This window comes from Fulvivirga imtechensis AK7 (genome assembly GCF_000331535.1).
Classification (GTDB): domain Bacteria; phylum Bacteroidota; class Bacteroidia; order Cytophagales; family Cyclobacteriaceae; genus Fulvivirga; species Fulvivirga imtechensis.
This window is the reverse complement of record NZ_AMZN01000093.1, coordinates 11,725-24,760: the sequence shown is the minus strand read 5'-3', so window position 1 is coordinate 24,760 and position 13,036 is coordinate 11,725. Positions and strand designations below refer to the sequence as shown.

The following is a 13,036-nucleotide window of genomic DNA, read 5'->3' as shown; positions in this document are numbered from 1 at the left end:
AAAAAATCAACAATGAATTTTAAAAGTTTAATAACCATTATCCTGCTTTTTGTTGCCTTTGGAATAGAGGCGCAAATTACGGAAAATGAATATGAGAAATATTGGTACTACCGCAATCGGTTAGTAAAGGAATTTATGGTGCCCGGGTTAATAGCATCATGTGGCTATGATGCCGGAGGATACAGCATACCTGCTGAAAAGACCTTTAATCTTAGGGATCATTCTATTGTTTGGTCTGACGGAACTTTGTTTCAGGGTTACTATATTGGATTATTAGCAACCGAATATCGGTTGCTCAAGGATGCAGGCTGGGATACTTCAGAAACAGAAAAGGAACTTTATTACGCCATGAAGGCATATGAGCGTATTGATACCAGGTCTGCCATAAAGGGTGTGGAAGGTACCCCAAATCAATGTCTGCAAAACGGCTACTTTATACGGGATGACGTGGAACCGTTAATATTTGATGATAACCCAGTATTTCAAAAGTATATCAGGAATGGCAATTATAGCTTTAATTCAAAATATAAGGAAATGCAGGCGACTAATGCTAATCCAGTGTTTGTCAGAAACCTTACTCCCGACCAAGTTCAGCCTTTGATGGTGGGTTTTGCTCTCGTCAAGAAGTGTATAGAACCAGATAAGGCTTATAGTGGCTATAACTTTGTTAATAACGCCATGAATTATGCGGACGATATTGCAAGTTATCTCAATAGTGTGAGTTGGTTTGACCGAAACGAGGCTGGTAATATAATGGGAAGCGATAAAAAAACCTGGAGAACATTTAGAACGGAAGGGCATGGCTATATTACTGCATGGGCAGCCAATTATGTATCGCCACAACCAGGAGGGCCTCTTTCTTACCTGTCTTCTCTTAGTGGTTTTAGAATATCCAACATGATGTGGGCTCTTTTAGCTCAACAATGGCTTTTAAAAAGAGATAAACTTAAAGATTATGTTGCCGGACATATGGGCGCTGGAATTGCAGTGGGAAATGCCGGACATGGCTGGTCCCAATTTAGTACCCACGGTATCGTCAATGAATTGGATGGATCAGCTAGATATGATTTTGGTTTATATAAACTCTTACTCAAATATCTGTATAATGAGACCGATCACGTTATTGACCGCAAATGGCATGAGGACCTTCGTCAGGCTCCCTGTTATGGAATTCAATTGGCACCAACCAACATGGACGAAAACCACGCTTATTTTGAGGGGAAAGCTCCATGGAGAGCTATGTTTAAATTTTTAGGGGGGGATGAAAGGAATGGAGATCCTTATAATCTTTTCAAATGGATGGAGGACCAAGGATGGAATCCTAATCCAATTGATTTTCAAAGTATGGGTAAGTTTAATGGGATTGATTATATGCTCTTTTATAACTTGTACTGTTTATATTATAAGAATGTGAATACGGCATATGTTGGAAATATTCCATCCTTGATGCCTAAATTCAATTTGAAGATAAGCTCTAATGAAAGCGTTACTCAGGATCTTCACAGCTACAACACCGTCACTTTCTCGTCAACGTTAAATTATAGTGGATCCAGAAATTTATCGGCAGCAGAAAATATCAGTTTAAAGCCTGGTTTTTCCGCTACAGCCAGTTCATCTAATGAATTACATTTTTATATAACCGGACCTACAAATGCCTGCGGTGATCAACTGGATGAATTCGGAGAGCTGTTAAACCCGAGTTCTGCTAGCACTCAGATGGCAAACAAAGAGTCAATAGGTTCTCGCATGAATGAGGAGTTGATTGCCGAGCAACCTGTCATCAATGAAGTTCATACAAAAAAAGACAAAGATTATAAACCATTGGATGAATATCTTAATGAGAGAGCTACTAACTCGAAAAATGATGTTTTTTACACAAGAACAGAGATATTTCCTAATCCATTTTCAGAAAATGAATTTCGTGTAAAAATGTTTGGGGCGGATGACGAAGCTGAATTCGTATTGTATAATAATCTGGGAGAGAGGCTTCATTTTGATGTAGTAAGAGAATCATTCGGCGGGATATCTCAGTATCAGTTCAAGGTAAACGGAAGTATACCGGATGGATTCTATTTCTTGCAAATCAGTAGCAATGGAAAGCAGCAAGTAGTTAAACTATTAAAGAAGTAGTGGAGATATATAAAATATTTTAATTAATAAAGAATATGAAAAAGCTTATTTTGTTTGCATTTATTGTTTGTCCAGCAATCTCCTTTGCCCAGACTCAAATAAACATAGAGGAACGAATTTGGGAAGCTTCTGAAATCTACGTTGATTCTGCTCTTGTGCAAGACACACTCTTCTTGTTTTTCTCAAATGAAGGTCAGATGCTCTCATCAAAGCAGCCTGTTACTTTAAAGGATTTTCAAAATGCCAGAACAACCCCAGAAGTAACTAGCTCATATGAGATAGAACAAGTATCCACGTCAGATCCGGAATTTTTGCAGATATTGGATTCAGGAGATACATTGTTATATGAAATTATCTATCAAGACAATGATGATCTCATCCTTCTTAGAGATGCAGTTATTCCAGCGGAATTCCTGGTTGATAGTGCTGATTACCACTATCCGGTTGAGATTAGGTTAGTCCCTTATCTGGAACAATGATAGCTTTTAAATAATAATAATTAATACACTTTCATCATATTGAATTGGCTAAGTCAAAATGAAGTACACTTTCATACTATTATTATCTTTATTACTTGGTTCTGCATCTACTGCGCAAGTAGTTAACTACTCGTTAGAATACCTGGGTATTACACCTCCATGTAATCCATTTGAGGATGAGCCTTACAATTTTTATGATTCCTGGAAGGTGTCTCATGGATCACCAGCAGCAGGAGATATATATCAGGACGGATTTTATGATGGAGCAGTATTTAAGGCTAGTTATGAAACAAGTGCTAAATCAGAGGGGCTATTTATAGATTTTACCTTTAGCAGCACTCATTCTTATGATATTCTGGTTACGATGGCACATTATTCAGGAAGCCAACTCGGGGTTGCTATTTACGCTACCAATGGTCTTACTAAAAAATCAAATTCGGAGTGCAAAGAGGATGCCATTCCTTCCATATCACAAAAAGATCAAATTTTTTATCAACCATATGTTTATGACGGCCCTGAGGGTAACCTGGAAACGGTAGAGATTAGTGACTTCAGACCAGATGCAAACTACAGCCAATTTTGGCTACATTCTTTTCAGGAATATTATGGTGAATCAGGGCTTTTATCGTGACAGAAATCACCATTTATGATAATGGAGAGGTTGATGATGGCGGAGGTGATGGAGGTGGAGGTAGTACAGAAGGTCCAACTACACCAACAAATGTTAGCATCAAGGATGTGGGAGAGCATTTTTTTAGATTAGAATGGGATTACTCCAGTTCCTCTAATTCCACTGTTTCTGGCTACCGAGTATATTTGGGCACTGAGTATTATAGCTTTATGACGGTGGAAGGCTGGAAAAACTATGCAGATATTCCTATCCCCTGTTCGGGAAATGAGTCTTATTCTGTGAAGGCCTATGATGCCGAGGGTGTTCATTCAGGTAGATCAGAATTTGTGTATTTTAACTCTCAGGATGATTTTATGTTGGAGAATGACCTGACAGCAGATCGTAATGTAGCTTTTTTCGCCAGCAACAATATTCATCTAAAACCAGGTTTTAGGTTTAAAGCTGTGGATAATGATTATGCCTTTTATGGCTCGGTTGGACAATGTAGTAGTTCATCTTCAGGAAAGATAAACTCTTATGGACAGGTAAGAGATTCAATACCTCAAATTGTTAGCAATTACCGACCTGCAACTTCTGTTAATAAAAGAGTTGTCAGATTGAATAAAACGCATCAGGAGGTTGTGGTGTATCCCAACCCTTCTAAAGGCGCTATCAATGTTATGTCTTTTTATGATAGACCAAAAACAGTTCACTTATCCATCATTAATCTTCAAGGCAAAGTACTTCTAGAGCAAAATTTCACTGAAGTTACCTCAATCAATGAAGTGATAGATTTATCACATTTATCACATGGTCTCTACATTCTAAGGTTGGAAGTTGATACGGTAGCCTATAATGAGCGGATTACAATTAAATAGCAATAACGCAAAGTAAATTGAAAATGAAACTATTAACACTACTCTTAACCCTACTCACCCTAACCACCTACGCCCAAACCAAAATATACGTACCCGGAGGAACGGACAGTGGTGTAGTAAATAACACAAGCAATGACAATGTCGGCATCGGTATCTCAGTCCCGACCGTTAAACTGCATGTAAATGGCGATATTCGTGGTAGCAATACTATCGTGGTTGAAAATAACGGTTCCTATCGAGTGGCTTTAAACGCAACTGCGGATGGCTTTGTGGCTGGTCGTAATGAAGCAGCACAAAAAATGTTTTTTATCAACTCTAATGGCACCTCTTTTTTTAATGGAGGCAAGGTGGGTATTGGTACAGAAACCCCTTCAGCAACGCTACATGTCATTGGCAATTTTAGAACTTCAGCCCAGATCAATGGCTCAGAGTATGTTTCTGTTGATAGAGACGGGAGCTATCGTGTCTCTATGAATGGCCAGGCGGATGGCTATATCACGGGAAGGGATGATCAGTTGGTTCAGAAGTTTCTTATCAACTCTAATGGCAATTCTTTTTTTAATGGTGGTAATGTGGGGGTTGGTACTTCTTCGCCTTCTGCTACCTTGCATGTTGCAGGTAACCTTAGAACTACAGATCGAATCAATGGTGCAGAATATGTGTCGGTAGATAGAAACGGAAGTTATCGTGTAGCGATGAATGGTCAGGGGGATGGATACCTTGTGGGAAGAGATGATCAATTGGAGAAAAAATTTCTGATCAGTTCTAATGGTAATTCCTATCTCACCGGAGGTAATGTAGGTATCGGCACTACAACCCCTGATGCGTTACTCACCGTCAAAGGCCAAATCCATACACAGGAAGTAAAAGTGGATCTTAATGGTGCAGTTGCTCCTGATTATGTCTTTAGTGAGACGTATCAGCTTAAAAGCCTCGAGGATGTGAAAAGTTATATTCAGGCAAATAGCCACTTACCGAATATTCCCTCTGCAAAAGAAATGGAAGAAAATGGCATTGAGCTAAAAGAAATGAACTTAAAGCTTTTAGAGAAAGTGGAGGAACTGACACTACACCTTATTCAGCAATATGAAGTTAATAAAGATCAGGAAAAAGAAATAGAAGAGCTGAAAAGGGTTAATGCAATGATCATGGATAAACTGGTACGAATAAATTCAAAATAAACAAAAACATGAAGTATTATTTATTGTCAATATTTTTTGTCGGATGTCTGGCAGGTCATGGACAAACTCTGTACATTCCTGGTGGAAGCGGAGGTGTTGGAGCCAGTACAACTACTGGTGTAGGTATAGGTACATCGGCTCCGCTGGAGAAGCTTCACGTACATTCAGGAAAACTACTCATTAAAAGTTCGGGAAATACCAATAATTCAGCTCATCCTGCAGGAGTCAGGTTTGTTACGGATGTAAATAGCAGTGCAGCGGAGATATTGGTTAGAAGGGGAAGCGACTCACAAAGCACAGGACTACAATTTAACACCTGGTCTGGAGTAAATTTGGAGACAATGACGTTGCTAAACGGTCGAGTAGGCGTAGGTACATCAGCTCCATTGGAGAAATTTCACTTACAATCAGGAAAGATACTAATCAAAAGTTCAGAAAACTCTAATAATTCAGTTCATTCTGCAGGAGTTAGATTCGTTACAGATGTTAATAGTAGCGCAGCGGAAATATTAGTTAGAAGAGGAAGCGATTCCCAAAGCACAGGGCTACAGTTCAATACGTGGTCCGGAGCAAATTTGGAGACAATGACGCTTCTCAATGGCAGTGTAGGAATAGGTACATCGACTCCATTGGAAAAACTTCATGTAAACTCGGGAAAGATACTTATTAAAAGTTCAGCGAATGTCGACAATTCAACTCATTCAGCCGGAGTCAGATTCGTTACGGATGTAAATAGTAGCGCGGCTGAAATATTAGTCAGAAGGGGAAGCGATTCCCAAAGTACAGGGCTACAGTTTAACACCTGGTCTGGAGGGAATGTAGAGACCATGACGCTTTTAGATGGCAAGGTGGGTATTGGAACAAACAATCCTTCCGATAAACTCACCGTAGCAGGCAACATCCACTCTCGCGAAGTAAAGGTAACAGTAGGTGCCGGAGCTGATTTTGTCTTTGAAAATGACTATTCACTCAGAAGCCTGGAGGAAGTCTCTGCTTTTGTAAAGGAAAACAAACACCTGCCTGAAATTCCTTCTGAAAAGGAAATGCTTGAGAACGGGTTGGAGCTCGGTGAAATGAATATTAAGCTGCTCCAAAAAGTGGAGGAATTAACACTTTACCTCATTCAGCAAAATGAAAAAATTGAAGTGCTCGAAAAAAAAGTTAAAGAATTAGAAAATAAAAAATAATGAAAGTCCTTTATGCAATCCTTTTAACATTATTGGCCACTGGCGTAAACGCCCAGACATTATTGGTTCCAGGTGGTGATATTGGTAATTCCAATAACCGCAATGTGGAGCTAATAGACGGAAGTATTTTGGTGAAGTCCGATCCTTATGCTTCTATCGGGCTGGAACGTACTAATGGTGCTAAGATTTCTATGGGAATCACAAGTAGCAGCACAGAGAGCTTTATTCTTTCTACTGGTACATTAAAATTCCTGACAAATGCAGATGCAACGCCTAAAATGTTCATTACAACAAATGGCAGAATTGGTATTGGTACACAGGCACCTACACAAAAATTTGAAGTAATTGACGGTAGTATTAACGTTAAATCCGATCCTTATTCCTTTATTGGGGTAGAGAGGCTAAATGGAGCAACGATTAGAATGGGTGTAACTTCCGATAGCCATGAAGGACACCTGTCATCGAGCGGTTCCATTAAATTTTTAACAAACGGTGATGCAACGCCAAGGATGTTCATCAACACTAATGGCAGAATAGGAATTGGAACAAACACTCCGACACAAAAGCTCGAAGTTATAGACGGAAGTATTTTGGTGAAGTCTGATCCTTATGCTTCTATAGGACTGGAACGTACTAATGGCGCCAAGATTTCTATGGGAATCACCAGTGGCAGCACAGAGGGCTTTATTCTTTCTACTGGTACATTAAAATTCCTGACAAATGCAGATGCAACACCTAAAATGTTCATCTCGTACAATGGAAATGTGGGTATAGGTACAAGCAACGCTACAGATAAACTTACTGTGGCTGGAAATATCCACTCCAGAGAGGTGAAGGTGACTGTAAATGCTGGTGCTGACTTTGTCTTTGAAAATGATTATTCACTCCCAAGCCTGGAAGATGTCTCAGCCTTTGTAATGGAAAATAAACACCTGCCTGAAATTCCTTCTGAAAAGGAAATGCTTGAAAATGGTCTGGAACTAGGGGAGATGAATATCAAACTGCTTCAAAAAGTAGAAGAACTCACACTCTATCTCATTCAGCAAAATGAGTTGAATAAGCAACTGATGGAAGAAGTTGCGGAACTAAAAGTAAAAGTGAACGAATTGTCCAAAGAAAAGTGATGTTTCGACTCTATGCGACTTCGTGCCGTTGCTGCATAGAGTCGAAAATTTGTCAATTCTGCCTGTCCACCAATTTAAAAAACCTGCTCTTCTCACCATCGGTCTCATCCTGGTATAGAAAAGCCAGTTTTCTTTTATCAAAGGTGTCAAAAAACTCATCCCAGGAAATATCCTTCAGGTTATCCTCCGCATGGCCCGGGAAGTTGATCCTTAGCAGGCCTGCGCCATCCTGGTTATCTTCGGTGCCTTTCACAATGGCCGGTTTGCCCTGTCTTTGTTCCGCCCATTGCTTGATTTTATTATGATCAGTGGTTGTCTTTGATGCTGACATGATGTTTATTTATTTGGTACTGCTTTTACAGCGCCAAATTTTGTTCCAATGCTCAATTTTAGTGTTTTAACGGTTAGAACTACTTAATAGTGATGCAGATATTCCACACAAATGTCTATCTCTTGTTAATTTTACCACAAAGGCACAAAGGCGCAAAGCGAAAAACCTGGTGTCTTAGAGCCTTCGTGGCATGAAGAATAAAACTTTCTTTAAACCCACTTCACCAATTGCCTTTCCTATAAACTTTTGTCTATATTTGCATCAGTTTGGCCATGCAAAAAAAACTAATACTCGACACCCACCTGCTCAACATCACAGTCAACAGGCTTTGCCAGCAACTTATTGAAAACCACGGAGACTTTTCAGATACCGCTATCATCGGCATGCAGCCCCGTGGCATTTATCTGGCCGAGATGATCCACCGCAAGCTGGAAAGTGATATCAATAGGAAAATAGACCTTGGCTACCTCGATACTACCTTTTACCGGGATGACTTTCGCAGAAGGGATACGCCTGTAAAAGCCAATACCACCAAGGTGCCATTTATTATTGAAGACCGTAACGTGGTGTTGATAGATGACGTGCTATATACCGGGCGGTCGGTAAGGGCGGCGCTAGATGCGATGATAGCTTTTGGGCGCCCGCAGAAAGTGGAGTTGCTCGTACTGGTCAATAGAAAATATACCAGGCATCTGCCTATCGAACCCGACTATGTGGGTAAGGATGTCAATACTATGGATACACAAAAAGTACTGGTAGAGCTTGAGGCACAAGGCTTTAAGGATAATAAAATCTGGTTGATAAACAAGGAAAGCGAATAATGTCACAATTAAGTCAAAAACACCTTCTGGGCATAAAAAACATCACTCGGGAAGACATTGAACTTATTTTTGAAACCGCCAGATCATTTAAAGAAGTTATTAACCGTCCGATCAAGAAGGTACCATCACTGCGTGACATTACCATTGCCAATGTGTTTTTTGAGAATTCCACTCGTACACGGCTATCATTTGAGTTGGCTGAAAAACGACTGTCTGCAGATGTAGTAAACTTCTCTTCTTCCACCAGCTCTGTTAAAAAGGGTGAAACCTTATTAGATACCGTCAATAATATTTTGGCCATGAAAGTGGACATGGTGGTTATGCGTCACAGCAGTCCCGGAGCTCCCCATTTTCTTGCCAAACATATCAACGCCAATATCGTCAATGCCGGAGATGGCACTCACGAACATCCAACACAAGCACTTCTGGATACTTACTCCATTATGGAAAAACACGGTTCTCTCGAGGGCTTAAAAGTGGCGATTATTGGAGATATTTTACATTCGAGAGTAGCTATTTCAAACATTTTTGCGCTACAAAAACTAGGAGCGGAGGTAATGGTTTGCGGCCCAAATACACTGCTGCCAAAGTTTATTGGTGCGCTGGGCGTAAAAATGGAATTGGATGTACGGAAGGCGCTTCGATGGTGCGATGTGGCTAATGTATTGCGCATTCAGTTGGAGCGTCAGCAGATTAAATATTTCCCGTCTTTAAGAGAGTATTCGCTTTATTACGGCATTAATAAAAAGATGCTGGATGAACTGGATAAGGAGATTACCATTATGCATCCCGGACCTATCAACAGAGGTGTGGAATTGAATAGTGATGTGGCAGATTCGGAGCATTCTATTATCCTTGAGCAGGTGCAAAATGGTGTGGCTGTGCGAATGGCAGTGCTTTACTTGCTGGCCGGAGGAAAAGATTGATAGCTAAAAATCACCCTCTAAAAATAATCGGAAAACCTCTCTGTCACGAGACATATCTTCATAGCTTGTAAAACCTTCCGGCAAAGGTATGATCCTTTTTCCATGGTTGGCAAAGAACTGATCCAGCAGAGGGGTCTCCCTACCCAGGTCTTCTTGGGCTTGTGGAGGTATACCCGTTCCATGGTCTATCCAAAAATCCGGATCAAAAAATATATTCGGATTTAACATTTCATTGTACACTATGATCCGTTGCTCCTGGTTAAGCTGTACTACCTTATTGTCACGAAATTCCCCTCCTATTATTTCCGCAGATTCTTCAATCTTTCCTGACCCCGCCTGATATAGAGAGGTAAGCGCCATGCGGTCGGGGTAATATTTATCTCCCACTTTCGTGAAACTAACACTAAAATTTCCAGAAACCTTCAGGTCACAGTCATCATATAATATGCCTGTAATATTGGGTTGGCGGATGGTCATTTTCAATAGGGCATAATCATCAGCTTTGATATACAAACGCCCATAATATTGATTTTCCGAATTGAGAGGAGTAAATCCGATTACAAAAACATCGGCATTGTCATATATTGTTAAGCTATCAATCGTGTAGCGAAAGTGGTCCCGGTTTTTATTTGTAAGTGGTCCGTTATATAAATACTCAGCCTTGGCTTTGGCGAGCCGGTCAATGGATAAAAGGCGTTTTTCCCTTGTGCTACATATCGGAGGCAGACGATATTCAGACCGCCTTACATTTTTCCATTGAGCGAGGTCATAGGCAAAAACTTTATTTTTTCTATTATAAGAAGGCTGGTAACCGGAAATATGGAATACACCGTAGGCTTCAGTGTAGCCCGCATATCTGCCATTCTTCTTTAGTGCTTCTCTATATAAGCCGTAGAGATAATAAGGGTCTTTCCTTAGAAAATTGTTGAGATTTTTAGCGGCCTGAGCAACTATTTCTGTCGGAGTTTCTTTTTCGGCTTTTACCAGTATCTCCTGTAGCATCGTTACCACCGGTTGCAGCTCAATGGTTTTTACCTTGTCCTTTACAAGCTGCCCTATGGTGGTTTCATACCGCTCATATCCTATACTGGTTATAGCAATTTTTTTGTCCATATCGGTGTGATGAAGCGGTAGCCTGAACTGGCCATTTGCATTGGCGCTAAATCCGTATTGTTGGGATGGGAAGGAGATAGTGGCATAAGATACCGGCTCTCCGCTTTCGGCATTTACAACAGTTATATTCAGTCTATTTTCCTGACATTCAGCATTAAATGATACAGCCAATATAAAACCAAACACAAGCAGGTAGCAGAGATACTGTTTTATCATGATGAGTTAACCGGTAGACGTTAAAATTTTATACGATTACCGCACTAACTTGTTTGGATTGGGGTTAAATAAGAAGAGCCATCTTGCAAAAAACAGCAATTATCTTCCTACTTTTACGAAAAATTTAAACCTACGATATGTACTACAATTCACTTATCGAAGCCATTGGAAATACCCCACTGGTGAAATTAAACAGCGTTACAAAAGGCATAAAAGGTACCATTCTGGTCAAGGTAGAATATTTCAATCCCGGAAATTCTATGAAGGACCGAATGGCCCTTAAAATGATCGAAGATGCAGAAAAGGCCGGAGTATTAAAGCCAGGAGGTACCATTATAGAGGGGACATCCGGCAATACAGGTATGGGGTTGGCCCTTGTTGCAATTGCCAAAGGCTATAAGTGTATTTTTACATTATCAGATAAACAATCACAGGAGAAGATCAATATCCTCAGAGCTATGGGTGCAGAAGTTATTGTTTGCCCTACCAATGTGGCTCCGGAAGATCCGAGATCATACTATTCAGTAGCCAAAAAGCTGAACAAGGACATCCCAAATTCCTTTTATCCTAATCAATATGATAACCTTTCCAATACTGCTGCACATTATGAAACTACAGGGCCTGAAATATGGGAGCAGACCGAAGGTAAGGTTACTCACTATGCAGCCGGTGTGGGAACGGGCGGCTCTATGTGCGGAACTGCGAAGTTCTTAAAAGAGCAGAACCCAAATATCATTACCGTAGGAATAGATAGCTATGGTTCAGTATTCAAAAAATATAAAGAAACAGGTCAATTTGATGAAAATGAGATCTACCCGTATATGACAGAAGGTATCGGTGAAGATATACTTCCAAAGAATGTGGATTTTGATCTGATTGATAATTTTATTAAGGTCACAGACAAAGATGCAGCTATCATGACACGAAGGCTGGCTCGTGAAGAAGGACTTTTTGTGGGATGGTCCTGTGGATCTGCCGTGTATGGCGCTTTGGAGTATGCCAAAGAGCATATGAAAGAAGACGATATGATGGTGGTGATCCTCCCGGACCATGGTACCAGGTATCTTGCGAAAGTGTATAATGATAACTGGATGAAAGATCATGGATTTTTGGAATCCAGAGATTTCGCCACTGCGAAGGATATTGTTACCAGTAAAAATGGTTCCGATAAACTGTACACTGTTCAGAAGACCGAGAAGATAGGGGAGGTGGTGAAAATGCTCAATAAAGAAGGGATCGATCAGGTACCTGTCGTGGAAAATAATCACTTTGTTGGAAGTATTTCCACAACAAAGCTTCTCGAAAAGTTGATAGAAGACCCCGATATAAAAAATAAAGAAGTAAGCGAAGTAATGGATGATCCTATGCCTTTTGTGGCCATGGACAATACCCTGGATGTGCTTTCTTCTATGATAAACAAAGATAATAAGGCTGTTTTGGTGCGCGACCAGGCGCACGAAGTACACATCATTACACAACATGATTTGCTAAGGGCGATGAGTAACTGAGCTTTGGCATAGTACTTGTCTTACTAATTGCAAGGTTGATAACATGTTAATGTAAGTAAGTTTTGGGATGAGGCCCCGCAAACGAGCGGGGCCTTTCTTATTGTTGGGTTGTTGTACATACCTCATTTGGAAAAAGAGTCCCGGACTTGATCAAGCAATATTTCTACTGTAATTGCTAATATTACATCACAACAGGTTCTTCCGATCTCAAAAAAGCACCTGCCCACCTGCCCCCTGATACTATTCCCGGGGCTCCCGCTGCGAAGGACTGCGAAGAAGTAACCCTGCCGACCTAACCATAGCGAGGAAAAAATCCACGTTCTTTGGGTGGCCATAGCTTATTACCGCGGACTCCTTTTTTACTGGAGCCCCGGCGATTCTGCTGCGCTAGCATTTCAGCCTGATCCATAAACTTAGAGCTTACAGCTTGTTTATCAAGGCACTAAGTATAAATTAAAAATTTTTGAATATGACATAACTATTGCATGCTCTAAATATCAGACGTATGGGGTTACTTTTCTTTAGTGTAGGA

General features: G+C 40.4%; 12 protein-coding genes. 10 read left to right on the top strand and 2 right to left on the bottom strand.

The genetic code is table 11. The features are described from left to right. The first annotated feature begins 12 nt into the window (after positions 1-12). Genes C900_RS24040 through C900_RS28890 form a run of 7 tightly spaced genes read left to right on the top strand, consistent with a single transcriptional unit; the run spans position 13 to position 7,589 of the window. Positions 13-2,130, top strand: coding sequence for a T9SS type A sorting domain-containing protein (locus tag C900_RS24040; RefSeq protein ID WP_009582937.1), 2,118 nt, complete (start codon positions 13-15; stop codon positions 2,128-2,130). Positions 2,131-2,165: 35 nt separating this feature from the next. Further along, complete coding sequence (locus tag C900_RS24035) at positions 2,166-2,609, top strand: hypothetical protein (RefSeq protein WP_040497447.1); 444 nt, start codon at positions 2,166-2,168, stop codon at positions 2,607-2,609. Positions 2,610-2,667: 58 nt separating this feature from the next. Next, positions 2,668-3,240 (top strand): hypothetical protein, encoded by a 573-nt coding sequence (locus tag C900_RS24030; RefSeq protein WP_009582935.1) that lies wholly within the window; start codon positions 2,668-2,670, stop codon positions 3,238-3,240. Beyond that, entirely contained in the window at positions 3,237-4,097 is an 861-nt protein-coding gene (locus tag C900_RS24025) for a T9SS type A sorting domain-containing protein (protein ID WP_009582934.1), read from the top strand. The genes C900_RS24030 and C900_RS24025 overlap by 4 nt, the downstream gene beginning before the upstream one ends. 23 nt (positions 4,098-4,120) lie before the next feature. Further along, a complete protein-coding gene (locus C900_RS30455) occupies positions 4,121-5,278 on the top strand; it encodes a tail fiber protein (protein ID WP_009582933.1) in 1,158 nt (385 codons plus the stop codon). 8 nt (positions 5,279-5,286) lie between these two features. After that, positions 5,287-6,465 carry a tail fiber protein gene (locus C900_RS28895; protein ID WP_051053003.1) on the top strand — a complete coding sequence of 393 codons (1,179 nt, stop codon included), beginning with the start codon at positions 5,287-5,289 and terminating at the stop codon, positions 6,463-6,465. Further along, positions 6,465-7,589: a vacuolar protein sorting family 37 protein gene (locus C900_RS28890; protein WP_051053001.1), complete on the top strand. Its 1,125-nt coding sequence runs from the start codon at positions 6,465-6,467 to the stop codon at positions 7,587-7,589. Before C900_RS28895 ends, C900_RS28890 begins: the two co-directional genes overlap by 1 nt. 52 nt (positions 7,590-7,641) lie before the next feature. Here C900_RS28890 and C900_RS24005 read toward each other — a convergent pair whose 3' ends face one another. Next, positions 7,642-7,920 (bottom strand): hypothetical protein, encoded by a 279-nt coding sequence (locus C900_RS24005; protein ID WP_009582930.1) that lies wholly within the window; start codon positions 7,918-7,920, stop codon positions 7,642-7,644. Positions 7,921-8,192: 272 nt separating this feature from the next. On the opposite strand from C900_RS24005, the gene pyrR reads away from it, so the two are divergent. Beyond that, on the top strand, positions 8,193-8,741 hold the full coding sequence (pyrR, locus tag C900_RS24000; RefSeq protein ID WP_009582929.1) for a bifunctional pyr operon transcriptional regulator/uracil phosphoribosyltransferase PyrR: 549 nt from the start codon (positions 8,193-8,195) through the stop codon (positions 8,739-8,741). After that, positions 8,741-9,667, top strand: coding sequence for an aspartate carbamoyltransferase catalytic subunit (locus C900_RS23995; protein WP_009582928.1), 927 nt, complete (start codon positions 8,741-8,743; stop codon positions 9,665-9,667). Before pyrR ends, C900_RS23995 begins: the two co-directional genes overlap by 1 nt. Before the next feature lie 3 nt (positions 9,668-9,670). Here the strand turns inward: C900_RS23995 and C900_RS23990 are convergent, their stop codons facing one another. Continuing rightward, the gene (locus tag C900_RS23990; RefSeq protein WP_009582927.1) at positions 9,671-10,996 is read right to left on the bottom strand and encodes a carboxypeptidase-like regulatory domain-containing protein; all 1,326 of its coding nucleotides are present in this window, start codon (positions 10,994-10,996) and stop codon (positions 9,671-9,673) included. A gap of 137 nt (positions 10,997-11,133) precedes the next feature. Here C900_RS23990 and C900_RS23985 point away from each other — a divergent pair, with 137 nt between their 5' ends. After that, complete coding sequence (locus tag C900_RS23985; protein ID WP_009582926.1) at positions 11,134-12,504, top strand: cystathionine beta-synthase; 1,371 nt, start codon at positions 11,134-11,136, stop codon at positions 12,502-12,504. Positions 12,505-13,036 lie beyond the last annotated feature (532 nt).